Raw genomic sequence first — 25,183 nt, 5'->3', positions numbered from 1 at the left:
GAGGAGCACCCTGGAAGCAGGTCTTCCGGAGGTGATCCTCATGATGCACACCGCAGTGGGATGGCACGTCGAGATGGAGTTCATGGAGGACGACCAGCACACGCGGGCGGTCGCCATGGTGCGGCTCCCCGACGGCACCGAGGTCCGCGCGCACGGCCACGCCAGCCGGCACCGGATCGACTCCCAGCAGCCACGGGTCGGTGAGGAGGTCGCGGGGGCCCGCGCTTTGAACGAGCTGGCCATGCAGCTGCTCACCAAGGCGCACGACGAGATCGACGCGGCGTCGGGGCGGACGTCACACCCCATTCACGTCTGAGGGGTGCCCACGTCCGAGCCGGTCCGCCGCAGCGACTCCCGTACCGCCCGCACCAGCGCCTGGGCCCGCGGGTCCGCCGTCACCGTCTTGCGGAAGCCGTTGGTGACGTAGCCGAAGGCGACACCGGCCTCCGGGTCGGCGAAGCCGAGGGCGCCGCCGCGGCCCGGGTGGCCGAAGGAGCCGGGGGACAGGAGCGGCGAGGCGCTGCCGTGCAGCATGTAGCCGAGGCCGAAGCGGGTGCCCACGACCAGCACCCGGTCCGGCCCGGCGGACTCCTCGGCCCGGGCCCGCTCCATGGTCGCCGGGTCGAACAGCCGCACCCGCCGGGTCACCCCGTGCACGTCGCCGATCAGCGCGGCGTAGAAGCGGGCCAGCCCGTCGGCGGTCGCGACGCCGTTGGTCGCCGGGAGGGCGGCCGCGCGGTAGGCCGGGTCGTTCTGGTCCGGGAACGGCGTGATCGCGGCGAAGGCACGGCGGGTGAGCGAGCCGGGGTCCGCGTAGGCCTCGGTGACGGCGCGCTTGGGGCGCAGCCGCGGGCCGCTCCCGGACGGTCCCGGGTCGGGGTCCTCCAGCCGCCCGACCCGCCCGGCGCGGCCCGCCGCCTCCTCCGCGGCCGGCAGCCCCAGCCACAGGTCCAGGTCGAGCGGCCGCGCGATCTCGTCGGCGATCCACTCCCCGGCGCCCCGCCCGCCCGTCACCCGCCGGACCAGCTCGTCCAGCAGCCAGCCGTAGGTCAGCGCGTGGTAGCCGTGGTCGGTGCCCGGCTCCCAGACGGGCGCCTGGGCGGCGACGGCCCGCGGGCCGCGCAGCGGGTCGAGGGCGTCCTCGGGGGTCAGCGGGCGGTCCAGGACCGGCAGCCCGGCCCGGTGGTTCAGCACGTGCCGGACCAGCACGCGCTCCTTGCCGTGCGCCTTGAACTCGGGCCAGTACTCGCCCACCGGCGCGTCCAGGTCCAGCTCCCCGCGCTGGTGCAGCAGGAGCGGTACGGCGGCGGCGACGCCCTTGGTCGCCGAGCGCACGACCTGGGCGGTGCCCCGGCGCCAGGGTTCGGTGCCGTCGACGTCGCGGCTGCCGCCCCACAGGTCGACGACCTTGCGCCCGTCCCGGTAGACGGCGACCGCCGCGCCCCGGTCGCCGAGCGCCGCGAAGTTGCCCGCGAACGCGTCCCTCACCGGCTCGAAGCCCTCGGCCACTGTGCCGTGCACGTCCACGCCCACCTCTGTACGTCCCTTCCGGTCGCCCGCGCCAGTGGATGCAACCGCCACCGACCGCCGGTGATTCCTCACCCGCCCGTCGACACGGACCGCGGGTCGAAGCCGAAGGGCAGTTCCAGCCGGTGGGCGCGCATCAGCGCCTCGTCGGAGAGCAGGCCCGCGGTCGGGCCGTCGGCCGCGATCACGCCGTCGCTGAGGATCAGGGCGCGGGGGCACAGCTCCAGCGCGTAGGGGAGGTCGTGGGTGACCATCAGGACCGTGACGTCCAGGGAGCGCAGGATGTCGGCGAGCTCGCGGCGGGAGGCCGGGTCGAGGTTGGAGGAGGGCTCGTCCAGGACCAGGATCTCCGGCTCCATGGCGAGCACGGTCGCCACCGCCACCCGGCGCCGCTGCCCGAAGGACAGGTGGTGCGGGGGCCGGTCCTTGAACTCCGCCATGCCGACCAGCGCCAGCGCCCGGTCCACGCACGCCTCCAGCTCCGGCCCCTTCACCCCGGCCGCCGCCGGTCCGAACGCCACGTCCTCACGCACGGTCGGCATGAAGAGCTGGTCGTCGGGGTCCTGGAAGACGATGCCGACCCGGCGCCTGATCTGCGCCATGTTCGGCTTGTCCACCGGCAGCCCGGCGACGGTGACCGTGCCGGCGCCGCCGGTCAGGATGCCGTTGAGGTGCAGGACCAGGGTCGTCTTGCCCGCGCCGTTCGGCCCGAGCAGCGCGACCCGCTCGCCGCGGGCGACGGAGAAGTCGACGCCGAACAGGGCCTGGTGCCCGTCGGGGTAGGCGTAGGCGAGGCCGGAGACGTCCAGGGAAGCGGTCACAGGGTCCATCCCAGCAGACAGACGACGAGCGCCGCACCCGGGAGGGCCATCGCGTACGACCACTGCGCCCGGGACGCGGTCACCTCGTCGATGACCGGCATGGAACCGGCGTAGCCGCGGCTGACCATGGCCAGGTGGACGCGCTCGCCGCGTTCGTAGGAGCGGATGAAGAGCGCGCCCGCCGACTTGGCGAGCACGCCCCAGTGCCGGACGCCGCTCGCCTCGAAGCCGCGCGACTCCCGGGCGATCCGCATCCGCCGCATCTCGTCCGTGATCACGTCCCCGTACCGGATCATGAAGGTCGCGATCTGCACCAGCAGCGGGGGGAGCCGCAGCCGCTGGAGGCCGAGCAGCAGGGAGCGCAGCTCGGTGGTGGAGGCGAGCAGTACGGAGGCGGCGACGCCCAGGGTGCCCTTGGCCAGGACGTTCCAGGCGCCCCAGAGGCCGTTCACGCTCAGCGACATGCCGAGCACCTCGACCCGCTCGCCCTCCGCCACGAACGGCATCAGCACCGCGAACGCGACGAACGGCACCTCGATCAGCAGCCGTTTGAGCAGGAAGCCCGCCGGGACGCGGGCCGCGTACGCCACCGCGGCGAGCAGCAGCGCGTAGAGGCCGAAGGCCCATATCGCCTCGCGGGGCGTCGACACGACGACGACCACGAAGGCGAACGTGGCGGCGAGTTTGGTGTGCGGGGGCAGCCCGTGCACGGGGGAGTCCCCGGGCCGGTGGAGCCGATGGGCGTGGCCGGCACCCATGTCAGACGGTGGTGTCCGTGTTCGTCGGCGAGGCGTCGTCGCTGCGGCGCCTGCGCACGGTCCAGAACACCGCGCTGCCGGCGACGACCGTGACACCGACGCCGATCACGCCCGCGAGGCCGCCGGCGACACGGGCGTTCGCGATGTCCTCGACGCCGTAGTCGGCGAGCGGGGAGTCGGCGTTCGCGTGCTCCTCGGCCTTCTCGTCGATGCCCTTGTCGGCGGCGACCTTCTCCAGGCCGTCGGGGTTGGCGGAGGCGTAGAAGCTGACGAAGCCGGCGAGGACGAGGGAGGTGACCAGCCCGGTGATCCACAGCTTGCGGTGCGAACGGGCGGCGGCGGGGGCCGGTGCCGGGGCGGGTCCGGCGCCGGGGGTGTCGGGGGCGTCGACCAGTTCGCCGTTCACGCGCAGCTTGAGCCGCTGCTGGAGCCCGCGCGCCCCGTACACCAGGTCCGGGCGTACGGCGATGACGGCGCCGACGGTCAGCGCGGTGATCGCGGCCTCGCCGATGCCGATCAGCACGTGCACGCCGACCATCGCGGTGGCGACCTTGCCGATGGCGATGTCGGTGGTGCCGCCGATCCAGTACAGGAGGGTGAAGGCGAGGGCGGCGGCCGGCACCGAGACGAGGGCGGCGACGAAGGAGGCGACGGTGACCGAGCGGCGGGTGCGCGGCAGGACCTTCACCAGGCCCCGGAAGAGGGCGTAGGCGACGACCGTGGTGACGATCGCCATGTCCGTGATGTTCACGCCGAGCGCGGTCAGCCCGCCGTCGGCGAAGAGGATGCCCTGCATGAGCAGGACGACGGAGACACACAGCACGCCGGTGAAGGGGCCGACGAGGATGGCGGCCAGCGCGCCGCCGAGCAGATGCCCGCTGGTCCCGGCCGCGACCGGGAAGTTCAGCATCTGCACCGCGAAGATGAACGCCGCGACCAGCCCGGCCAGGGGCGCCGTGCGCTCGTCCAGCTCACGGCGCGCGCCGCGCAGGCTGACCGCGATGGCGCCGGCGGCGACGACGCCGGTGACGGCGGAGGTCGGGGCGTTGATGAATCCGTCAGGTACATGCACGGTTCGATGATAGGGACCAGTTGCGAGTGGTTCGCAAGAGCGAGGTAAAGGCTGATCTCACATGTGATATTCGGCCGGAAGGGCGTGAATGGGAAAATATGGGACATTGGAGTGGGGGTGGACGCAGAGCTTTCGCACAGGTGGCAGAGCGTAAGGGGCATCCGATGTCCGTAGTCGAGCAGTACGCACGAGCCCACATCCTCACGGACGCGGACCACCCCGGCCAGGACGACGGCGGAGCGATACCCGTCGTCCTGCGCTACGACCCCGACCGCGACCCGCGATCCGTGAGCGTCGCGCTGCCCGCGCGGGGGCGCGCCCCCGGTGTCCGGGAGTGGACCTTCCCCCGCGACCTGCTGGAACAGGGCCTGCGCGCGCCCGCCGGGACCGGCGAGGTGCGGGTGTGGCCGTGCGGCCGGGTGCAGGCCGTCGTCGAGTTCCACTCCCCGCAGGGCTGCTCGGTGGTCCAGTTCGAGACCAAGCCGCTCATCCGCTTCCTGCGCCGCACCTACACCGCCGCGGCACAGCCGGTGGCTCACTGAGCCACCGGCCGCGTGCCGGACCGCGCCGAGCGGTCAGCCGCCCGCCTTCAGCAGCGCCGCCACCAGCGGACCCGCGGTCTCGCCGCCGTGGCCGCCCTGCTGGACCACGCCCGCCGCGGCCACGTCGCCCCGGTACGCGGTGAACCAGCCGTTGGGCTGCTTCTGGCCGTCGACCTCCGCCGAGCCGGTCTTCGCGCCGACGTCACCGCTCACCCCGGCCATCGCCTCCGCCGCGGTGCCGTACGCCGCCGTGTAGGACATCAGCTCGCGCAGCTGCGCCAGCGTCCCCGCCGACATGGTGCGGGAGGCGGTGGCGAGGGCACGTCCGTCGACCGAGGGGGCGACGAGGTAGGGCTGGTGGAAGCCGCCCGACTTCACGGTCGCCGACACCGACGCCATGTTCAGCGGGTTCATCCGGACCCCGCCCTGCCCGATCAGGGAGGCGCCCATCTGGGCGTTGCTCTGTACCGGGACCGAACCGTCGAAGGTGGACACGCCGACGGACCAGTTGTTCATCGACAGGCCGAACACCTCCTTGGCCTGGCGGGTCAGGTCGTCGTCCTTCAGCTTCGGGGCCTGGCTGATGAAGGCGGTGTTGCAGGAGCGGGCGAAGCTCGCCTTGAACGTGCCGTCCTTGATCTCGAACTTGTCGTCGTTCTGGAACTTCCAGCCGCCGTAGGTGAAGTACTTCGGGCACGGGTGCTTCTTGTCCATCGACGCCAGGTTCTTCTCGATGAGCATCGAGGCCGTGACGACCTTCATCGTGGAGCCCGGGGCGAGGGAGCCCTGGAAGGCGGTGTTGAAGCCGTGGCCGCCGTTGGCGACCGCGAGGACCTCGCCGGTGGAGGCGCGCAGCGCGACCACCGACGCGCGCTCCTTGCCGTCCACCTGCTTCTCGGCGACCGCCTGGAGGGCGGGGTCCAGGGTCGTCTTCAGGGTGCCGGGGGTGCCCTTGCTCAGCTCCAGCAGGGTCTTGTCGGCGACCTTCGCCGCCTTCGACTCCTTGCCGCGGACCACGCGCAGTTCGATGCCGGGGGTGCCGCCGGCCTTGTCGCCGTACTTCTCGCGCAGGCCGTCCAGGACGCTGCCGAGCGAGGGGTACTTCGCGGCGGTGATCTCGGCGCCGTTCCGGTCCAGCGCCTTCACCGGCGGGTCCCCGGCCTCGCCGGTGACGAGCTTGTCGCCGTCCTTCAGCTCAGGGTGGACGACGGCGGCGTGCCAGTCGACGCGGGGTTCGCCGTCGCCGGCCCGGCGCACGACGGTCAGCGCGCTGTCGTACGCCAGTGGCGCGGTCGTCTTCCCGTGGGCGACCGTGCCCTTCACGGAGAACGGGACCTTCTCCCCGGCCGGGGTGCCCGCGGTGAGGGTGACGTCCTTGATCCGGGCGTCCTTGGCGTAGCCGGCGAGCAGGGCCGCCGCGGCCTCCGCGTCGTCGGTCGCGGCGGCGGCGCCGGCCGTGTCGCCCTTCTGCCACGCGGTCAGGAACCCCTGCGCCGTCGAGGTGATCTCGGCCGCCGTCAGGGGGCCCGACTTCACCTCGTCGGCCGCCGCGGACTTGGTCCTGGCGTCGTCCTCGGTGCCGGACTCGCCGCCGAACATCGCGTAGGCGCCGAACCCGGCACCGGCCACGACCACCGCGGCCACCCCACCGATCACGGCGGGTGCCGTCCTGCGCCGTTCGCCGGCGCCCCTTCTGCTGCTCACTGCGTCCCGTCCTCTTCGGCGCCCGGATCCCGGGCCGCTCGATGCCCTCGTTGCCTCATGCTTCCAACGACCCGACCACAGTAGGGGCATGCACCGCGGCCGCTGCCCTCAGCCGCCCGCTCGTAGCACGTCCGCGACAATCGGGCCGGCCGCGTCGCCGCCGTGGCCGCCCTCCTCGGTCATCGCCGCCGCCGCGACGTCGTTGCGGAAGCCGGTGAACCAACTGTTGGACGTGGTCTGCCCGTCGACCTCGGCCGACCCGGTCTTCGCGCCGATGTCGCCGCCGAGACCGGCCATCGCCGGCCGGCCGGTGCCCTGGGTGGCGGTGAGCCGCATCATCTGCTTGAGCTGCGCCGCGGTGCTCTGCGGCAGGCCCTTGGCGGTGGCGAACTCGCGGTCGTCCAGGTCGCGGGGGACCAGATAGGGCTGGCGGAACTCGCCGGTGACCGCGGTCGCCGTCACCGACGCCATGTTCAGCGGGTTCATCTGGACCTCGCCCTGGCCGATGGCGTTGGCCGCGCGGTCCGGGCCGCCGGACGCGGGGACCCTGCCGTCGAAGGAGACGATGCCGGTCTGCCAGTTGTCCCCGCCCAGCCCGAAGCGCTCCTGGGCCTCCTGGGTCAGCGAGGAGTCCGAGAGCGGGTCCTCGTCGACGAGCTTGATGAAGCCCGTGTTGCAGGACCGCATGAAGGTGTTGGCGAGCGTGGCTCCCTCGTTCGGCTCCAGGCCCGTCAGGTTCTTGAAGGTCTGGCTCTGCCAGGTCGCCGTGCTGGGGCAGGGGGCGGGTCCGTTCATCGAGGTCACGCCGTTGTCGATGAGCATCGCGGCGGTGATGATCTTCATGGTGGAGCCGGGGGCGACGCGTCCCTGGAAGGCCGCGTTGAAGCCGTCCGCGCGGTTGTTGGCCACGGCCAGCACCTCGCCGGTGCTGGGCCTGACCGCGACCACGGACGACTCGCCGTACCGCTTCACGGCCTTCTCGGCCGCCGCCTGCACGCCTGCGCTGAGCGTCGTGCGCAGCTTGCCGGGCTCGCCCTTGCTGAGCGTCAGCAACGGGGAGTCGGGGGCCTCCTGGGCGGTGTGCCGGACCACCAGCTCGACGCCCGGGGTGCCGCCCGCCTCGGCGCCGTACCGCTCCCGGAGCGTGGCCAGGACCGGTCCGAGCGACGGGTACTTCTCCTTCGTCAGCACCTCGCCGCCCCGCCCGACGGCCTCGATCTGCGGGGTCGCCGACTCCTCGGTGACCAGGGTGTCCCCGTCCTTCAGCGCGGGGTGGACGACGGACGGCTGCCAGTCCACCAGCGCCCGCCCGCTGGTCTCACCGCGCACGACCTTCAGGGTGCTCTCGTACGTCAGCGGCTTGGTCGTGCCCTCGTACGACACCTTCGCCTTCACGGTGAACGGCACGGACGCGCCGGCCGCGGCGGAGGGCGTGATCTCGACGCCGGAGATGTGCGCCGCCTCGCCGTAGGCCGTCAGCAGCGTCGTGGCGACCGAGGCGTTGTTCGTGTGCGACGCCGCCGTCGTCGCGTCGCCCTTCTCCCAGGCCGCGAAGAACTTCCCGGCCGTCTCCTCGACCTCGTCCGCGCTCGGCGGCCCGCTCTTGACCGACGCCCCGGCGGCGCCGGATCCCCCGCCGTCCAGCGCCGAGACAACGTTGTACGCGCCGTACCCGGCCCCGCCGACCATCACCGCGAATACGCCGCCTATGACGGCGACCTTCACCCCCCTGCCCATCGGCAGTCCCCTCCCCGTTTCCCCGTCCGAGCTTCCGCGCGCCGACTTGAACGCGTTCAGAAGCACTTGTGGGTCGCACTCTATGTGCAGGGCGTGACCGGCGGTACGAAAGTTTCCGGATGGTGGCCGAATGGAGATGAGGCGTGCTCAGCTCCCGTCGTTTTCCCGGCCGTCCGGGCGTCCGGTGAACTCGCCGCACCCTGCGGGGTGGTGGTGGCTCACCCGCGCGGATGCGCTCGGCGGGCAACTGATCGCGAGGGTGTGCATGGTGAGTTCATGAACACAACACCTCAGCTCAAGAAGGCAGTTTCCCTCCGAGCCCGCGCACTCGTCGTGAGTGCCGTCGTCGGCATCGCCTGCGCCGCGGGGGTGGCGACCGCCACGTCCGCCGTGGCCGTGACGCCCGCCACCCACGCCGCCACGCCCGCCGCCTCGGGCCACGGCGGTGGCGGGGACGGAGACGAGTTCCAGTGCGGTAACGGCCTGCTCCCCATCCTCAACTTCTGCAACTGACGGACCACCACACCCACGCGCAGGGCGGTCGGGACCGGGGCGGAGCCCCTCACCCCGACCGCCCTGCCGGACGCCCGGCTAGACCCAGGTGTCCAGCCACATCCGCGCCCGCCAGTCCTCCATCGGGATGGCGGTACCGGTGTAAAGGGGCCAGAAGTAGATGAAGTTCCACACGATCAGCAGGACCAGCACGCCCGCCCCGGTCGCGCCCGCGACGCGGCGGGCGTCGCCGCAGCCCGGGCGGCCGATGACCGCCCCCAGCAGCATCGCCACCGCCAGGCACAGGAAGGGCAGGAAGACGACGGCGTAGAAGAGGAAGATCGTCCGCTCCTGGTACAGGAACCAGGGCAGATAGCCGGCCGCGATGCCGCAGGCGATGGCGCCCGCGCGCCAGTCGCGGCGGAAGGCCCAGCGCCACAGGACGTACAGCAGCGCGAAGCAGCCCACCCACCACAGCAGCGGTGTGCCCAGCGCCAGGACCTCGCGGGCGCACTTCTCACCCGCGTCGGCCGGGCAGCCGTCCGCGCCGGGGGACGGCGACTCGTAGAAGTAGGAGACCGGGCGGCCCAGGACCAGCCAGCTCCAGGGGTTCGACTGGTACGTGTGCGGCGAGGTCAGGTTGGTGTGGAACTCCAGCACCTGGGTCTCGTAGTGCCACAGGCTGCGCCACCAGTCGGGCAGCAGCCAGGACCAGGAGCTGTTCGCGCCGTCGTTCGCCGCCCAGTCGCGGTAGTAGCCGCCGGAGCCGTCGGCGGGGGACAGGATCCAGCCCAGCCAGGACAGCACGTACGTCGCGAGCGCCACCGGCACCGTGGACAGGAACGCCCAGCCCAGGTCGTGCCTGAGCACCGCCAGATGCGGCCGTTCCGCGCCCGCGACCCGGCGGGTGCCGACGTCCCACAGCACCGCCATCACGCAGAAGGCCGCCATGATGTAGAGGCCGTTCCACTTGGTGGCCGCGGCCAGACCCAGCATCAGCCCCGCCGCCAGCCGCCACGGCCGCCACCCGAAGCGGAACGTCTCGGCGATGCCCGCGTCCGGCCGGACCATGCCGTCGGCGTCCACCGGCAGCGCGGCGGCGAGCTTCCCGCGGGCCCGGTCGCGGTCGACGACCAGGCAGCCGAAGGCCGCCAGCACGAAGAACATCAGCACGCTGTCGAGGAGCGCGGTGCGGCTCATCACGAAGTGCAGGCCGTCCACCGCCATCAGCGCGCCCGCCAGGCACCCGAGGAAGGTCGAGCGGAACAGCCGCCGTCCGATCCGGCACAGCAGCAGCACCGACACCGTGCCGAGCAGCGCCGTCATGAACCGCCAGCCGAACGGGTCGAAACCGAACAGCACCTCGCCCAGGCCGATGATGTACTTGCCGACCGGCGGATGCACGACGTACGCCGCGTCCGCCGGGATCGGGACGTCGCCGCCCGAGTTCAGGATCAGGTCGTTGGCGTTCTTGTCCCAGTTGACCTCGAAGCCGCGGTGGATCAGCGCCCACGCGTCCTTGGCGTAGTACGTCTCGTCGAATATCACCGCCTTCGGGCTGCCCAGGTTCCAGAACCGCAGCACGCCCGCGAAGAGCGCCACCAGCAGCGGCCCGCCCCACGCCGACCAGCGCAGGATCCGCCCGGTGAGCGGCTTCGACAGGCCGAGGAACGCCCACAGGCGCGGACCCGGGCTGGTGTACGGCGGCACCAGCCGGTCGCCGACGTCACCGGCCGCGGGCCCCGCCGGGTAGCCGAAGCGGCGCAGCCGCTGCTGCCAGGCGGGCCGCTCGTCGTGCGGTGCCTGGTCCTGCCGGGTGTCCGTGGAGGACGCGGTACTGGTCACCGCGCCATCGTAGGGAACCGTGCTGTGCACGTCCCGCGCATGGCCCCCACCCGCCCGATGCGTCCCGCGGAAGGAAGCCCGTCCGCCCCTGGGAGGATGGGGGCGTGACTGGAACCCTTGTACTGGCGGGCACCCCCATCGGCGACGTCCGGGACGCCCCGCCGCGGCTCGCCGAGGAACTGGCCGGCGCCGACGTGGTCGCCGCCGAGGACACCCGGCGGCTGCGCCGGCTCACCCAGGCGCTCGGCGTCACCCCGCGCGGGCGCGTCGTGTCGTACTTCGAGGGCAACGAGTCCGCCCGCACCCCCGAGCTGGTCGAGGAACTGGCGGGCGGCGCGCGCGTGCTGCTGGTGACCGACGCGGGGATGCCGTCGGTGTCCGACCCCGGGTACCGGCTGGTCGCCGCCGCCGTCGAGCGGGACGTCCGGGTCACCGCCGTACCCGGCCCGTCCGCGGTGCTGACCGCGCTCGCGCTGTCCGGGCTGCCGGTCGACCGGTTCTGCTTCGAGGGCTTCCTGCCCCGCAAGGCGGGCGAGCGGCTGACCCGGCTGCGCGAGGTCGCCGAGGAGCGCCGCACCCTCGTCTACTTCGAGGCGCCGCACCGCCTGGACGACACCCTCGCCGCGATGGCCGAGGCCTTCGGCGCCGACCGCAGGGCCGCCGTCTGCCGGGAGCTGACCAAGACCTACGAGGAGGTCAGGCGCGGCGGTCTCGGCGAGCTGGCCGCGTGGGCAGCCGAGGGTGTGCGCGGCGAGATCACCGTCGTGGTCGAGGGCGCCCCGGACCGGGGACCCGAGGAGCTGGACGCCACGGAACTGGTGCGCCTGGTGCGGGTGCGCGAGGAGGCGGGGGAGCGCCGCAAGGAGGCGATCGCCGCGGTGGCCGCCCAGGTGGGCGTGCCCAAGCGGGAGGTGTTCGACGCGGTGGTGGCTGCGAAGAACGCGGGGGCGTGATCCGGCCGCGCTTGACCCGTTCCTGACCTTGCGGGCCCTTCCGCCAAGGACACCCCAAATCGGCTCAAACACTCGGCACGGCCTGGTGCTTTCCGGCTGGTGGAGGAGTCCACTGGAGGAAGGAACGGCGAACGAACCGAAGGAGCCGGGATGAGCATGAGTGAGAGCGCGGCACGGACCGGAATACCCTCCGGGGCCACCTCCGTCGTCCACGAGTCGTACTCCTTCGCCTGCATGCGCTGCGGGCACGGCTGGGAGCAGTCCTTCGAGATCGAGCACCGCAAGGACGCCGACGGCCACGAGTACGTGCGCTACGTCTCGGACGGCCGCGTCGTGCCCTCCCCGCTGACCCGGCCGACCTGCGCCAACTGCGACAGTCACGTCGTACGGATCATGCGGCCGGGGCGGGTCGCCTCGGTCCGCGGCACCGACCACGGCCCGCACCGGGTGCCGGCCGCCGGCCCCCTCGAGGTGCCGCCGGTGCCCGAGACGCCCGGTCCCGGAGCGGCGGGGCTCTCCGCCGAACGCCGGCACTGGCACCTGGGCGACCTGCTGCACGCCCTCCACCTCCACCGCCGGGCGAGCTGACGCCCTCGGGGAGCGGGCCGGGGCTTTCGTAGGATCGGGGCATGCCTTCGAACGCCTCGGGACGCTCCGACAAGAACGACGCGCCCCCGCTCCCCGAGCCCCTCCGGGTGCCGGTCGCCGACTCGCACACCCACCTCGACATGCAGTCCGGCACGGTGGCGGAGGCGCTCGCCAAGGCCGCGTCCGCCGGTGTCACGACGCTCGTGCAGGTCGGCTGCGACCTGGCCGGCTCCCGCTGGGCGGCCGAGACCGCGGCGGCGCACGACGCCGTGCACGCCACCGTCGCCCTGCACCCCAACGAGGCACCGCGCATCGTCCACGGCGACCCCGACGGCTGGTCCAGGCAGGGGGCGCGGCGGCCGGGAGGGGACGCGGCGCTCGACGACGCGCTCGCGGAGATCGACCGGCTGGCCGCGCTGGAGCAGGTCAAGGGCGTCGGCGAGACCGGCCTGGACTACTTCCGCACCGGGCCCGAGGGCAAGGAGGCGCAGGAGCGGTCCTTCCGCGCCCACATCGAGATCGCCAAGCGGCACGGCAAGGCCCTGGTCATCCACGACCGCGACGCCCACGCCGACGTCCTGCGCATCCTCAAGGAGGAGGGCGCCCCCGAGCGCACCGTCTTCCACTGCTACTCCGGCGACGCCGAGATGGCCGGGATCTGCGCCCGCGCCGGGTACTACATGTCCTTCGCGGGCAACGTCACCTTCAAGAACGCCCAGAACCTGCGCGACGCCCTCGCGGTCGCCCCGCTGGAACTGGTCCTGGTGGAGACCGACGCGCCGTTCCTGACCCCGATGCCCTACCGGGGCCGCCCCAACGCCCCCTACCTGGTGCCGGTCACCGTGCGGGCGATGGCCGCGGTGCGCGGGGTCGACGAGGACACCCTGGCGACCGCCCTGGCCGCGAACACGGCCCGCGCCTTCGGCTACTGACCGGCGGCAGTGCGCGCCACGCTGCGTAGCCGCGTCGCTTTGGAGAGTGACGAGCGCTCCGCTAGGTTCTGGGGGCCCGATCCGGACCCCTGGAGCGTGTCGGCGTGAGCAGAACGCAGTTCGAGACCACCGAGGTCGCCGAGGGACACGAGTACCTCGCACCGTACGACGTGCACAGCGCGCCGACCCTGCCGTACGGCGCCGTCCTCCCGTCCGCCCGCACGCCGGCCGACGGGCGGGCCGGGCGGCGGCGCCGGGCGCGGGAGGCCGGACGCGCGGACGGCTCCCTGCGCCGCCTGCTGCCCCGCGCGCTGGTCGTGGCGTTCCTCGCGGGCGGCACCACCGCCTTCGTGGCCAAGGACAAGGCGGTCGAGCTGACCGTCGACGGGACGCCCCGCACGCTGCACACCTTCGCCGACGACGTGACCGAGCTGCTCGCGCAGGAGGGCGTCGAGGTCGGCGCCCACGACGTGATCGTGCCGGCCCCCGGCACCCCGCTGACCAGCGGCGAGGACATCGCCGTCCGCCACGGGCGCCCCGTCCTGCTCACCCTCGACGGCCACCGCCGCCAGGTGTGGACGACCGCGGAGACGGTGCACGGCGCGCTGCGGCAGCTCGGCGTCCGGACGGAGGGCGCCCACCTGTCCACCGAGGGCTCCCGGCGCATCGGCCGCGAGGGCCTCGCCCTGACGGTGCGGACCGAGCGGGTGGTGACCGTCATGGCGGACGGCCGGGCCCGCACCGTCCGCACCAACGCCGCGACCGTGCGGGAGGCGGTCGAGGCGGCCGGGGTGACCCTGCGCGGCGAGGACACCACCTCCGTCCCCGCGACCGGCTTCCCCCGCGACGGCCAGACCGTCACCGTGCTGCGGATCACCGGCTCGCAGGAGGTCCGCGAGGACCCGGTCCCCTTCGACGTCCGACGGGCGGAGGACGACTCGCTGTACCGGGGCACGGAGGTCGTCCAGCAGGCCGGACAGCCCGGACTGCGCCGCACCACCTACGCCCTGCGCACCGTCAACGGCGTCCGGCAGAAGCCGCGCAGGCTCCGCACCGAGCTGGTGCGCGAACCCCGCGCGCAGATCATCCTGGTCGGCACCCGCCCCCGCCCCACGTCCGTGCGGGGCGCCGACCACCTCAACTGGCAGGGGCTCGCCGCCTGCGAGTCGGGCGGCCGCCCGGACGCCGTCGACCCCTCGGGCACCTACGGGGGCCTCTACCAGTTCGACACCCACACCTGGCAGAGCCTCGGCGGCGAGGGCCGCCCGCAGGACGCGACCGCCGCGGAGCAGACGTACCGGGCGAAGCAGCTGTACGTCCGCGCGGGCGCCGGTTCCTGGCCGCACTGCGGGGCCCGGCTGCGGGGCTGACGGGGCCCGGCTGCGGGGCCGACGGGCCCGCAGCACGACCCCGGCGGAGCCGCCGCCGCCCCCGGATACCCTTGCGGGGTGAGCAGCCCCACCCCCGACGCCCTTCTGGGCCCCGCCGACATCCGCGAACTCGCGGCCGCCCTCGGCGTGCGCCCCACCAAGCAGCGCGGCCAGAACTTCGTCATCGACGCCAACACCGTCCGCCGTATCGTCCGCACCGCCGAGGTCCGCCCCGACGACGTGGTGGTCGAGGTGGGACCGGGTCTCGGCTCGCTCACCCTGGCCCTGCTGGAGGCCGCCGACCGGGTCACCGCCGTCGAGATCGACGACGTACTGGCCGGCGCCCTGCCCGCCACCGTCGCCGCCCGCATGCCGGAGCGCGCCGACCGGTTCGCGCTCGTCCACTCCGACGCCATGCACGTGACCGAGCTGCCGGGCCCCGCCCCGACCGCACTGGTCGCCAACCTGCCGTACAACGTGGCCGTGCCCGTCCTCCTCCACATGCTCGACACCTTCCCGACCATCGAGCGCACCCTCGTCATGGTCCAGGCCGAGGTCGCCGACCGCCTCGCCGCCGGGCCCGGCAACAAGGTGTACGGAGTGCCGTCCGTGAAGGCCAACTGGTACGCCGAGGTCCGCCGGGCCGGCGCCATCGGCCGCAGTGTCTTCTGGCCCGCGCCGAACGTGGACAGCGGGCTGGTCTCACTCGTCCGGCGGACCGAGCCGCTGAAGACCACCGCCTCCAAGCGCGAGGTCTTCGCCGTCGTCGACGCCGCCTTCGCCCAGCGCCGCAAGACGCTGCGGGCCGCCCTCGCCGGATGGGCGGGGTCCGCCGCGGCCGCCGAGGCCGCGCTCGTCGCCGCGGGCGTGTCGCCGCAGGCGCGCGGAGAGGCGCTGACCGTGGAAGAGTTCGCGCGTATCGCCGAACACAAGGAGTGACGAGCAAGTGAGCGTGACGGTCCGCGTCCCCGCCAAGGTCAACGTCCAGCTCGCGGTCGGCGCCGCCCGCCCCGACGGCTTCCACGACCTCGCCAACGTCTTCCTCGCCGTCTCCCTCCACGACGAGGTCACCGCGGTCCCGGACGCCGGCGGGCTCCGCGTCACCTGCGAGGGCCCCGACGCCGGCGAGGTGCCCCTGGACCGCACCAACCTGGCCGCCCGCGCCGCGCTGGCCCTCGCCGAGCGGTACGGCCGCGCACCCGACGTGCACCTGCACATCGCCAAGGACATCCCCGTCGCCGGCGGCATGGCGGGCGGCAGCGCGGACGGCGCGGGCGCCCTGCTCGCCTGCGACGCCCTGTGGGGCACCGGCGCCTCCCGCGACGAACTGCTCCAGATCTGCGCCGAGCTGGGCAGCGACGTGCCCTTCAGTCTGGTCGGCGGCGCGGCACTGGGCACCGGGCGCGGCGAGCGGCTGACCGCGCTGGAGACCGGCGGCGAGTTCCACTGGGTGTTCGCGCTGGCCGGGCGGGGACTGTCGACGCCGGCCGTGTTCCGCGAGTTCGACCGGCTGGCGGAGGGCCTGGACGTCCCGGAGCCGGTCGCCGACCAGGCGGTCCTGGACGCCCTCGCGAAGGGCGACCCCACGGCGCTCGCGGTGGCCGTCTCGAACGACCTCCAGCCGGCCGCGCTCTCCCTCTTCCCCGAGCTGTCCGACACCCTCGCCGCGGGACGGGCAGCGGGCGCGCTGGCGGCAATGGTCTCGGGCTCGGGCCCGACCACGGCCTTCCTCGCCCCCGACGCCGGCTCCGCCTCCGACATCGCCGGGGTCCTGCGGGCGTCGGGGACCTGCCGTGACGTGCGGACGGCGTCCGGGCCGGCGGCGGGGGCGACGGTGCTCGGATCGTAGGCACCCGGCGGCCGGGACTACCCTGGAGGGTCGATCGACCCCCAGGCAGGAGAGAAATGGCCGTCAATCTGGTCAATGTCGAGAACGTCAGCAAGGTGTACGGCACCCGTGCACTCCTCGACGGCGTGTCGCTCGGCGTCTCCGAAGGGGACCGCATCGGCGTCGTCGGCCGCAACGGCGACGGCAAGACGACCATGATCCGGATGCTGGCCAGGCTGGAGGAGCCCGACACCGGCCGCGTCACCCACTCCGGCGGGCTGCGGCTCGGCGTGCTCACCCAGCACGACTCCCTGGACCCCGAGGCCACCGTCCGGCACGAGGTCATCGGCGACCTGGCCGACCACGAGTGGGCGGGCAACGCCAAGATCAGGGACGTGCTGACCGGGCTGTTCGGCGGGCTGGACATGCCGGGCTTCCCGCAGGGGCTGGACACGGTCATCGGGCCGCTCTCCGGTGGCGAGCGGCGCCGGATCGCGCTCGCCAAGCTGCTCATCGAGGAGCAGGACCTCGTCGTCCTCGACGAGCCCACCAACCACCTCGACGTCGAGGGCATCGCCTGGCTCGCCCGGCACCTGCGCGAGCGCCGGTCCGCGCTCGTCTGCGTGACGCACGACCGGTGGTTCCTCGACCAGGTCTGCACCCGCATGTGGGACGTGCAGCGCGGCGACGTCTTCGAGTACGAGGGCGGCTACTCCGACTACGTCTTCGCCCGCGCCGAGCGCGAGCGCATCGCCGCCACCGAGGAGACCAAGCGGCAGAACCTGGTCCGCAAGGAGCTGGCCTGGCTCCGCCGCGGGGCCCCCGCCCGCACGTCCAAGCCGCGCTTCCGCGTCGAGGCCGCCAACGAGCTGATCGCCGACGTGCCGCCGCCCCGGGACAGCAGCGAGCTGATGAAGTTCGCCTCGTCCCGGCTCGGCAAGACCGTGTTCGACCTGGAGGACGTGACCGTCCAGGCCGGCCCCAAGGTGCTCCTCAAGCACGTCACCTGGCAGCTCGGCCCCGGCGACCGCATCGGCCTGGTCGGCGTCAACGGCGCCGGCAAGACCTCCCTGCTGCGCGCCCTCAGGGACGCCGCCCGCAGCGACGGCGAGGAGCAGCCGGTGAGCGGCCGGGTCCGCGTCGGCCGGACGGTCAAGCTGGCCTACCTCTCCCAGGAGGTCGCCGAACTCGACCCCACCTGGCGGGTGCTGGAGGCCGTGCAGCGCGTCCGCGAGCGCGTCGACCTCGGCAAGGGCCGCGAGATGACCGCCGGGCAGCTGTGCGAGACCTTCGGCTTCGGCAAGGAGAAGCAGTGGACGCCGGTCGGCGACCTCTCCGGCGGTGAGCGCCGGCGGCTCCAGCTGCTCCGGCTGCTCATGGACGAGCCCAACGTCCTCTTCCTCGACGAGCCCACCAACGACCTCGACATCGAGACCCTGACCCAGCTGGAGGACGTGCTCGACGGCTGGCCCGGCTCGATGATCGTCATCTCCCACGACCGGTTCTTCGTCGAGCGGACCACCGACCGGGTCTTCGCCCTGCTCGGCGACGGCGCGCTCCGGATGCTGCCGCGCGGCATCGACGAGTACCTGGAGCGCAGGCAGCGCATGGAGGAGGCGGCCGCGGCCGCCGTTCCCGCCCCGGTGCGGGGGCCGGCCGCCGACGTGCCCGAGAAGAGCGCCGCCGACGCGCGCGCCGCCAAGAAGGAGCTCCAGAAGATCGAGCGGCAGCTCGACAAGGTCTCCGAGAAGGAGACCAGGCTGCACGCCCAGATCGCCGAGAACGCCACGGACTTCGCGAAGGTGGCCGAACTGGACGCCGAGCTGCGCGGACTGGCCGGACAGCGCGAGGAGCTGGAGACGCGCTGGCTTGAACTGGCCGAGGACGCCTAGCCCTTGGCCCCCGGAGCCCTGCGCGTGGGGGGCGCGGGTGGCGTGAAGAGGGCGTGAAGGCGCGTAACAGTGGCATCACGGGCCGGTTCTCCCTTGGGAACAGGGGCGGACGCGGCCCGGTGGGCGGTCGGCCGCGGGTGATAGAAAGGCCGTCCGAGGAGTGTCTCGGAGGACTGTCCGCGACAGTCCGGACGATCGCCTGAGACGACCGCGGGGGCAGCGCGTACCCCGGGTCGTGGCTAAAAATCAGTGAGTCATAAGGGGGAACGCGCTGATGAGCCAGCCGCCCAACCAGCCGCCGCAGTCGGGTGGCTTCGGAGCACCGCAGGACCCACCGCCGGGAGGCTTCGGGGCGCCGACGCCGCCGCCCCCGCAGGGACCGCCCCAGACGCCGCCGCCCCCGCAGGGCCCGCCGTCCGGCCCGCCGCCCCAGCCGGGGTACGGCTACCCGCAGCAGCAGCCCGGCCAGCCGGGACCGTACGGGCAGCCCGGGCCGTACAACTCCGGCCCCTACGCCCAGCCGCAGCAGCCGGGACCGTACGGCCAGCAGCCCGGCTACGGCTACCCGCAGCCGCAGTACCCGGGCGGCCCCGGCACCCCGCCGCCCGGCGGCCCCGGCTCCCGCAACCCCTTCAAGGGCAAGCCCGCCCTGGTCGTCGGCGCCGCGGTCGCGGCCCTGCTGGTCATCGGCGGCAGTGTGTGGGCGGTGACCGCCAACAGCGGTGACGACAAGGACAAGAAGCCGGTGGCCGGCAAGAGCGACGACCCGAAGCCGTCCGGCTCCGGCGGCGACGCCCCGGTCAACCCCGGCGACGGCAGCGGTGACGGCGGCGAGGACCCCGACAACCTCAACGAGGGCCGCCAGGCCGGCGAGTCCAAGGTGCTCTGGTACAAGGAGGCGCCCGACGCCCCCGGTTCCGGCGCCGACGCCAACGGCATGTGGATCACCGACAAGACCGCGGTGAAGGCGGCGTACAAGCAGGTCTTCGCCTACAACGTCGGCGACGGCAAGCCCACCTGGGACCCGATCGCCTTCCCGGAGAAGATCTGCGCGGTCACCCCGGAGAAGACGGCCGACGACAAGATCGTCGTCGCCTACATGAGCGGCTCCAGCGACCGCGCCAAGTGCAACAAGCTCCAGGAGATCGACCTCGCCACCGGCGCGAAGGGCTGGACCGAGGACGTCGCCGACGGCGAGCTGTTCGACTCCACGCTCTCCGTCGAACTCTCCGTCAGCGGCACCACCCTGATGGTCGGCCGCTCCCAGTCCGGCACCGCCTACGACGTCACCAGCGGCAAGAAGCTGTACGACAAGAAGCGGTACGGCGACGCCTGCTTCCCCGCCGGGTTCGCCGGCAGCGCGAAGAAGCTCGTCCAGGTCGCCTCCTGCGGCGCCGGCGGCAACACCGAGCACGACGAGGTCCAGGGGCTCGACCCGAAGACCGGCAAGGTCCTGTGGACCTACAAGTACGACAAGGGCTGGCGGGTCGCCCGCGCCTACTCCGTCGACCCGCCGGTCGTCTACGCCACCAACGAGGACAAGAAGGTCTGGAACATCTCCACCTTCACCTCCGGCGGCAAGGTCCTCGAACAGGTCGGCGTCGACGAGGACTTCGCCCCCGAGTGCGGCTGGGCCATCCTCGAACGCGACCTCCAGGGCTGCTCCGGCGTCGCGGTCGCCGCGGGCACCCTCTACCTGCCCACCGAGGCGACCAGCGGCGCCAACGAGATCGTCGCGATCAACCTCGCCACCGGCAAGGAGAAGTGGCGGACGAAGTCCCCCGCGGACGAGTCGATGATGCCGCTGAAGGTCGAGGGCGACCAGCTCGTCGCCTACGTCCAGCCGTCCTACGACGCGGGCGGCCAGGTCGTCTCCATCCCGACCGGCGGCGGCGCCCACGCGCCGGCCAAGCTGCTCCAGAACCCGCAGGGCGTCGCGGACATCGAGAACAGCTTCTACTCCAAGGACATCGACTGGGTCGACGGGCGGTTCTACATCTCCACCACCCGCCTGACCGGAAACGACGAGTCGAAGGAGAAGTTGATGCTCGCCTACGGCAAGTGACCTTCTTCGCAGCTCTCTTTGACTCTTTCCCCGTCGTCCCCGCTTCCCCGAGGTAGTCACGCCATGAGCCAGCCGCCGCCCCCGCCGCCGCCCAACCAGCCGCCCACGCCGCCTTCGGGGGGCCCGCCCAACTTCGGGAAGGCTCCCGAGCCGGGCTACGGCTACCCGCAGACGCCGCCGCAGACCCCGCCGCAGGCGCCCGCGGCTCCGCCCACCCCGCCGGCGGGACCGCCGCCGCAGCAGCCGGGGTACGGGTATCCGCAGACGCCGCCGCAGCCCCAGCCGGGGTACGGCTACCCCGGTCAGCAGCCCGGGCAGCCGGGGCCGTACGGGCAGCCGACGCCGGCGTACGGGCAGCCCGGGCAGCCGCAGTACGGCTATCCGCAGGCGACCGTGCCGATGCAGCCCCAGCCCGGCGGGCCGGGCGGCGGACGGAAGATCAACGCGCAGCTGGCGATCATCGTGTCGGCCGTCGTCGCGATCGCGCTGATCATCGGCGGCGGGGTCTGGTACGCCAAGTCCTCCGGCGACGGAGGCAAGGACGACACCGCCAGCTCCAGCGGGGGCACCGGTGGCAAGGGCGGCACCGACGAGAAGGGCGGCGAGGGCGGCGAGTCCTCCGCCGGCACCGAGAAGGTCCCCTCCGACCCCGCCGCCAAGGTGCTCTTCCAGGTCCCGGCGCCCGCGGTGAGCAAGGACGACAGCAGCGTCGTCGTCTCCGGCTCCTGGCTCACCGACAAGGTGTACGCCAAGAGCGGCATCGCCGAGGTCGTCGGGTACGACCCCGACAAGGGCAGCAAGCAGTGGTCGATCAAGCTCGCCGGTCCCGTCTGCGCGGCCAGCCAGCACGTCACCGACGACAACAAGACGGTCGTCATCCACCAGCCCGCCATGCCGACCAAGGCCGAGCCCTCGCACGGCTGCACCCAGGTCGCCGTCCTCGACCTGGACGCCGGGAAGAAGCTGTGGACGAAGACCGCCGGTGACCAGCCGATCAACTTCAGCAACGTCACGATCAGCGGCGACACCGTCGCGGCCGGCAGCACCGAGGGCGGCGTCGGCTTCGACATCGCCAAGGGCGAGGTCCTCTGGTCCCCGAAGGCGACCGACTCCTGCTACGACGCCGGGTACGGCGGCGGCGACAAGCTGGTCGCGGTGCGCAAGTGCGGCTCGTACGACGCCCGGCAGCTGAACATCCAGACCATCGACCCGAAGAGCGGGAAGGTGATCTCCGAGTACAAGATGGCCAAGGGCATCGAGTACGCGGGCGTCGTGTCCACGGACCCGCTGGTCGTGGCCGCCGACGTCGGTGACTCCGCCGGTGACGGCAGCGGCATCTCGGACTTCTTCTCGATCGACAACAAGACCGGCAAGCTGCTGACCCGCATCTCGGTCCCCGGCGAGCAGTTCGCGGCCCGCTGCGACACGATCACCAAGATCGAGAACTGCACGGGGCTCGCGGTCGGTGCGAACCGGCTCTACATCCCGACCGAGGAGCACGAGGGCAGCGGAGAGTCCTACAGCCGGACCAACGAGGTCGTCGCCTTCGACCTGGCCACCGGGAAGCAGACGGGGCAGCGGGCGGACGCCGGCGAGGACTACACGATCACTCCGCTGCGCATGGACGGCGGCAACGTGATCGCCTACAAGCGGCCGCCGTACGACAAGGGCGGTCAGGTCGTCAGCATCGACGGCGGGTCGTTCAAGCAGACCACGCTGCTGGAGAACCCGGCGACCGACGCGGTGCGGGACGTGGAGTCCAGCATGTCGCCGGACTACTCCGAGATCCTCTACTCGCAGGGGCACCTGTACATGTCGCAGGTGTTCGCCAGCGAGCCGACCAGCGCGGACGAGAAGGAGTACCTGGCGATCGGGTTCGGCACGAGCGGCTGAGCCCGCGGTACGTCTCGGCGCCTCCCGGTGCGCATGAGTGCGCTTGAGTGCTCCTCGGCCCCGTTCCCGCTTCCCGCGGGGGCGGGGCCGTCTTGTGGGTGCGGGGCGCCGCGCGGGGGCGTATTGGGGTGGGATTCGGTGATCGGGGGGCGATTCTCGCCGGTAGAGGCAGCGCGGGACACGGCTAGCGTGTAGCTTCCGTGGGCATGCCGGGGGTCTGGGTGACTGGGGGGTTGCTCCATGGGAGTACGGCTCATGGTGGTCGACGATCACCGATTGCTCGCCGAGGCGCTGGCCTCTGCGCTGAAGCTGCGCGGGCACCGGGTGCTGGCCGCGGCGGCGCCGGCCGCGGGGGCGGCCGAGCTGGTGATCAGCCGGGCGCCGGAGGTGTGCCTGCTCGGGACGGCGACGCCGGCCGAGGCGGGGATCTTCGATCCGGTGGTGCGGATCAAGCGCGAGCGTCCGCAGGTGGCGGTGCTGGTGCTCGGACCGGTGCCGAGCCCTCGCGGGATCGCGGCGGCGTTCGCGTCGGGGGCGTCGGGGTACGTCCGGCACGACGAGCGCATAGAGGGCGTGGAACGGGCGATCATGAAGGCGCGGGCCGGGGAGGCGGCGGTGGCGCCGGCGCTGTTGCAGGGGGCGTTCGGGGAACTGCTGAATCCCGCGGCGCAGCCCGACGACGAGGGGGCACGGCTGTTGCAGATGCTCACGCCGAGGGAGGTCGAGGTCCTGGTCCGGGTCGCCGACGGCGAGGACACCCGGCTGATCGCGGCGGGGATGGGGATAGCACCGTCCACGGCGCGGACCCATGTGCAGCGGGTCCTGATGAAGCTCGGGGTGGGCTCACGCCTGGAGGCGGCGGCGCTGGCGGCCCGGACGGGGCTGCTGGACCGGGCGAGCACCTCCGGCGGCTGACCGGGGTGCCGTACCCGGCAGTCCCTCCCCCCAGCTGCGGGCAGTCGTGCCGCTGGGGCGGCACGGGTGGGCGCAGCGGCACCCGGCCGGCGCCGGGCCGCGTCACCCACCCCTGGCCCGCACCCGCGCCGGGCGCCGTATGAACCCCGGTCGCGTCACCCACCCCGCGCCCGCACCGACGCCGGAGCCCTGACCACCCCGGCGTCACATGGGCGGGGTCACTCCTCGGGGGCGTCCTCCACCGGAGGGGGCGGCGGAGCCGTGGGGCGGAGTTTCAGCCAGGCCAGGAAGAAGATGCCGAGGATCAGCATCCCCAGCCCGGTCCAGAGGTTGATGTTCACCCCCTGCGCCTTGTCGATCTCGTCGTCGGACGCCACGAAGCCCGCGATCATCACGATGACGCCGTAGACCGCGAACAGCCCGCCGATGATGCGCCGGATGTCGAACAGCCGCGCGGCCGTGACGGACTTGGTCTCCAGCTCGGAGACCTCGTCCTGGACGTTCTTGTCGGAGTAGGAATCAGACATGCTCTCTCAATCCTCCCGCGATCAGAACGAGAACGGGATGTAGCAGGCGGCGGCCAGGACGATCGCGCCCCAGCCCAGCAGCGCCGGCTTGCGGTACCACGCGTCGTCGCCCTTGGCCGGTGCCTCGGACATGCCGGGCGACGTCGTGCCGTAGACCAGACCCTGAAGCTCGCTGACCGGCTTCGGGGCCGTGAACAGGGACACCGCGACCATGACCACCGCGCCGGCCACGAAGCCCGCGATCGCGGAGACGAAGTTGGCGCCCTGGTCGGAGGGGATGTCGATGATGCCCTGCTTGTAGATGACGAAGTAGTTCACCATCGCCGCGGTCGTACCGGCGATCAGGCCCCAGAAGCCGGACTTCATCGACGCGCGCTTCCAGAACATGCCGATGATGAAGACCACGAACATCGGCACGTTGAAGAAGGAGAACAGCGTCTGGAGGTAGCTCATGATGTTGGAGAAGGACGACGCCAGGAACGCCGTGCCGATCGAGGCCAGCACGCCGATCACGGTGATCAGGCGGCCGAAGCGCACGTAGTACTCGTCCGGGCGGTCCTTCTTCACGTACTTCTGCCAGATGTCGGTCGTGAAGACCGTGTTGAAGGAGGAGATGTTGGCCGCCATGCCCGCCATGAAGGCGGCGAGGAGGCCGGTCACCGCGATGCCGAGGACACCGTTGGGCAGCAGCTGCTGCATCAGGTACGGGATCGCGTCGTTGTACTGGAGGTCGGAACCGGGCGTGCCGATCTTCGGGACCAGGACGGCTGCGACCAGGCCCGGGATCATCACCACGAAGACGATGAAGATCTTCGGGAAGGCGGCGATCAGGGGCGTGCGCTGGGCCGCCGAGAGGTTCTTGGCGGAGAGGGCGCGCTGCACCTCGGCGAAGTTCGTCGTCCAGTAGCCGAAGGAGAGGACGAAGCCGAGGCCGAGGACGATGGTCAGCCAGTTGGCGCCCAGCGGGTTGTCGCTGCCGATCCCCGTGCCGCCCCACGCCGTCATGAAGTCCGAACCCCGTGACTGCGAGAGGGAGTCGGACAGGCCGTCCCAGCCGCCGACCTTCTTCAGGCCCAGGATGGTGATCGGGATGAGGCCGGCCAGGATCACGAAGAACTGGAGGACCTCGTTGTAGATGGCCGAGGAGAGACCGCCCAGGGTGATGTACGCCAGGACGAAGAAGCCGGCCACCACGATGGCCACCCACTCCGGCCAGCCCAGGAGCGCCTCGACCACGATCGCGAGGGCGTAGAGGTTCACGCCCGCGATCAGGATGGCCGCCACGGCGAACAGGATCGAACTGAGCAGGTGCGAGGCCTTGTCGAAGCGGAGGAGGAGGAACTCCGGAACCGACCTGACCTTCGAGCCGTAGTAGAACGGCATCATCACCAGGCCGAGGAAGACCATCGCCGGGATGGCGCCGATCCAGTACCAGTGGGTCGTGTAGACGCCGTACTGGGCGCTGTTGGCGGCCATGCCCAGGATCTCGGTGGCGCCCAGGTTGGCCGCGACGAAGGCGAGGCCGGTGACCCAGGCGGGCAGCGAGCGGCCGGACAGGAAGAAGTCCAGGCTGGTCTTGACCGAACGGCGGGCGGCGAAGCCGATGCCCAGGACGACGACGAAGTAGATCCCGAGGATCGTGTAGTCGAGCCAGTTGGTGGGGAGCCGAAGTTCAGCAGCTAGGTATGTGGGGGTTTGCATTAAGCACTCGCTTCGTTCGCG

The 25,183-nt window shown here is 72.5% G+C and carries 21 protein-coding genes and 1 pseudogene; 13 read left to right on the top strand and 9 right to left on the bottom strand.

The annotated features are described in order from the left end of the window. Positions 1 to 40: 40 nt before the first annotated feature. Positions 41 to 316 (top strand): DUF1876 domain-containing protein, encoded by a 276-nt coding sequence (locus ACZ67M_RS29975; protein WP_125493354.1) that lies wholly within the window; start codon positions 41 to 43, stop codon positions 314 to 316. Here the strand turns inward: ACZ67M_RS29975 and ACZ67M_RS29970 are convergent. The 4 genes from ACZ67M_RS29970 to ACZ67M_RS29955 form a co-directional block, all read right to left on the bottom strand. Next, a complete protein-coding gene (locus tag ACZ67M_RS29970; protein WP_469853631.1) occupies positions 307 to 1,527 on the bottom strand; it encodes a serine hydrolase domain-containing protein in 1,221 nt (406 codons plus the stop codon). The two genes, ACZ67M_RS29975 and ACZ67M_RS29970, sit on opposite strands and share 10 nt — an antisense overlap. Positions 1,528 to 1,598: 71 nt before the next feature. Continuing rightward, entirely contained in the window at positions 1,599 to 2,357 is a 759-nt protein-coding gene (locus tag ACZ67M_RS29965; RefSeq protein WP_161330693.1) for an energy-coupling factor ABC transporter ATP-binding protein, read from the bottom strand. Further along, complete coding sequence (cbiQ, locus tag ACZ67M_RS29960) at positions 2,345 to 3,106, bottom strand: cobalt ECF transporter T component CbiQ (protein ID WP_469853630.1); 762 nt, start codon at positions 3,104 to 3,106, stop codon at positions 2,345 to 2,347. The genes ACZ67M_RS29965 and cbiQ overlap by 13 nt, the downstream gene beginning before the upstream one ends. A gap of 1 nt (position 3,107) precedes the next feature. Continuing rightward, the gene (locus ACZ67M_RS29955; protein ID WP_469853629.1) at positions 3,108 to 4,178 is read right to left on the bottom strand and encodes an energy-coupling factor ABC transporter permease; all 1,071 of its coding nucleotides are present in this window, start codon (positions 4,176 to 4,178) and stop codon (positions 3,108 to 3,110) included. 164 nt (positions 4,179 to 4,342) lie between these two features. Between ACZ67M_RS29955 and ACZ67M_RS29950 the strand changes: the two genes are divergently transcribed. Further along, positions 4,343 to 4,720 carry an SsgA family sporulation/cell division regulator gene (locus ACZ67M_RS29950; protein ID WP_469853628.1) on the top strand — a complete coding sequence of 126 codons (378 nt, stop codon included), beginning with the start codon at positions 4,343 to 4,345 and terminating at the stop codon, positions 4,718 to 4,720. A 33-nt stretch (positions 4,721 to 4,753) separates the two neighbouring features. Here ACZ67M_RS29950 and ACZ67M_RS29945 read toward each other — a convergent pair whose 3' ends face one another. Both ACZ67M_RS29945 and ACZ67M_RS29940 read right to left on the bottom strand, forming a co-directional pair. After that, positions 4,754 to 6,424 (bottom strand): penicillin-binding transpeptidase domain-containing protein, encoded by a 1,671-nt coding sequence (locus tag ACZ67M_RS29945; RefSeq protein WP_469853627.1) that lies wholly within the window; start codon positions 6,422 to 6,424, stop codon positions 4,754 to 4,756. Positions 6,425 to 6,532: 108 nt separating this feature from the next. Further along, positions 6,533 to 8,161: a penicillin-binding transpeptidase domain-containing protein gene (locus ACZ67M_RS29940; protein ID WP_361357795.1), complete on the bottom strand. Its 1,629-nt coding sequence runs from the start codon at positions 8,159 to 8,161 to the stop codon at positions 6,533 to 6,535. 333 nt (positions 8,162 to 8,494) lie between these two features. Here ACZ67M_RS29940 and ACZ67M_RS29935 point away from each other — a divergent pair, with 333 nt between their 5' ends. Continuing rightward, a complete protein-coding gene (locus ACZ67M_RS29935; RefSeq protein WP_450734140.1) occupies positions 8,495 to 8,674 on the top strand; it encodes a hypothetical protein in 180 nt (59 codons plus the stop codon). Between the two features lie 78 nt (positions 8,675 to 8,752). Here ACZ67M_RS29935 and ACZ67M_RS29930 read toward each other — a convergent pair whose 3' ends face one another. Further along, positions 8,753 to 10,498, bottom strand: a complete 1,746-nt coding sequence (locus ACZ67M_RS29930; protein ID WP_361357800.1) for a dolichyl-phosphate-mannose--protein mannosyltransferase — start codon at positions 10,496 to 10,498, stop codon at positions 8,753 to 8,755. 104 nt (positions 10,499 to 10,602) lie between these two features. Here ACZ67M_RS29930 and rsmI point away from each other — a divergent pair, with 104 nt between their 5' ends. The 10 genes and pseudogenes from rsmI to ACZ67M_RS29880 all read left to right on the top strand — a co-directional run bounded on the left by rsmI (position 10,603) and on the right by ACZ67M_RS29880 (position 22,934). After that, positions 10,603 to 11,451 carry a 16S rRNA (cytidine(1402)-2'-O)-methyltransferase gene (gene rsmI, locus ACZ67M_RS29925; RefSeq protein ID WP_361357803.1) on the top strand — a complete coding sequence of 283 codons (849 nt, stop codon included), beginning with the start codon at positions 10,603 to 10,605 and terminating at the stop codon, positions 11,449 to 11,451. A gap of 150 nt (positions 11,452 to 11,601) precedes the next feature. Beyond that, complete coding sequence (locus ACZ67M_RS29920) at positions 11,602 to 12,039, top strand: hypothetical protein (protein ID WP_392238850.1); 438 nt, start codon at positions 11,602 to 11,604, stop codon at positions 12,037 to 12,039. Positions 12,040 to 12,080: 41 nt separating this feature from the next. Next, complete coding sequence (locus tag ACZ67M_RS29915) at positions 12,081 to 12,971, top strand: TatD family hydrolase (protein ID WP_361357809.1); 891 nt, start codon at positions 12,081 to 12,083, stop codon at positions 12,969 to 12,971. Between the two features lie 149 nt (positions 12,972 to 13,120). Continuing rightward, positions 13,121 to 14,341 (top strand): annotated as a pseudogene (locus tag ACZ67M_RS29910) (ubiquitin-like domain-containing protein); the annotation flags it as partial. A 78-nt stretch (positions 14,342 to 14,419) separates the two neighbouring features. After that, positions 14,420 to 15,280 carry a 16S rRNA (adenine(1518)-N(6)/adenine(1519)-N(6))-dimethyltransferase RsmA gene (rsmA, locus tag ACZ67M_RS29905; RefSeq protein WP_307012878.1) on the top strand — a complete coding sequence of 287 codons (861 nt, stop codon included), beginning with the start codon at positions 14,420 to 14,422 and terminating at the stop codon, positions 15,278 to 15,280. A 7-nt stretch (positions 15,281 to 15,287) separates the two neighbouring features. Continuing rightward, positions 15,288 to 16,190 carry a 4-(cytidine 5'-diphospho)-2-C-methyl-D-erythritol kinase gene (locus tag ACZ67M_RS29900; RefSeq protein ID WP_392017435.1) on the top strand — a complete coding sequence of 301 codons (903 nt, stop codon included), beginning with the start codon at positions 15,288 to 15,290 and terminating at the stop codon, positions 16,188 to 16,190. A gap of 56 nt (positions 16,191 to 16,246) precedes the next feature. After that, positions 16,247 to 18,061, top strand: coding sequence for an ABC-F family ATP-binding cassette domain-containing protein (locus ACZ67M_RS29895; RefSeq protein WP_361357815.1), 1,815 nt, complete (start codon positions 16,247 to 16,249; stop codon positions 18,059 to 18,061). Between the two features lie 274 nt (positions 18,062 to 18,335). Continuing rightward, positions 18,336 to 20,126, top strand: a complete 1,791-nt coding sequence (locus tag ACZ67M_RS29890; protein ID WP_469853626.1) for an outer membrane protein assembly factor BamB family protein — start codon at positions 18,336 to 18,338, stop codon at positions 20,124 to 20,126. A 63-nt stretch (positions 20,127 to 20,189) separates the two neighbouring features. After that, a complete protein-coding gene (locus tag ACZ67M_RS29885) occupies positions 20,190 to 22,019 on the top strand; it encodes an outer membrane protein assembly factor BamB family protein (RefSeq protein ID WP_469853625.1) in 1,830 nt (609 codons plus the stop codon). Between the two features lie 240 nt (positions 22,020 to 22,259). Next, positions 22,260 to 22,934 (top strand): helix-turn-helix transcriptional regulator, encoded by a 675-nt coding sequence (locus tag ACZ67M_RS29880; protein WP_352155704.1) that lies wholly within the window; start codon positions 22,260 to 22,262, stop codon positions 22,932 to 22,934. Between the two features lie 218 nt (positions 22,935 to 23,152). Here the strand turns inward: ACZ67M_RS29880 and ACZ67M_RS29875 are convergent, their stop codons facing one another. Together ACZ67M_RS29875 and ACZ67M_RS29870 are read right to left on the bottom strand one after the other, a co-directional pair. Further along, positions 23,153 to 23,461, bottom strand: coding sequence for a hypothetical protein (locus ACZ67M_RS29875; protein ID WP_385800103.1), 309 nt, complete (start codon positions 23,459 to 23,461; stop codon positions 23,153 to 23,155). A gap of 21 nt (positions 23,462 to 23,482) precedes the next feature. Next, the gene (locus ACZ67M_RS29870; RefSeq protein ID WP_392017448.1) at positions 23,483 to 25,162 is read right to left on the bottom strand and encodes a sodium:solute symporter family protein; all 1,680 of its coding nucleotides are present in this window, start codon (positions 25,160 to 25,162) and stop codon (positions 23,483 to 23,485) included. Between the last annotated feature and the right edge of the window lie 21 nt (positions 25,163 to 25,183).

Source organism: Streptomyces sp. NPDC107500 (assembly GCF_055582785.1).
The sequence above is the reverse complement of the archived record's forward strand: the minus strand, read 5'-3'. Positions and strand labels throughout refer to the sequence as shown.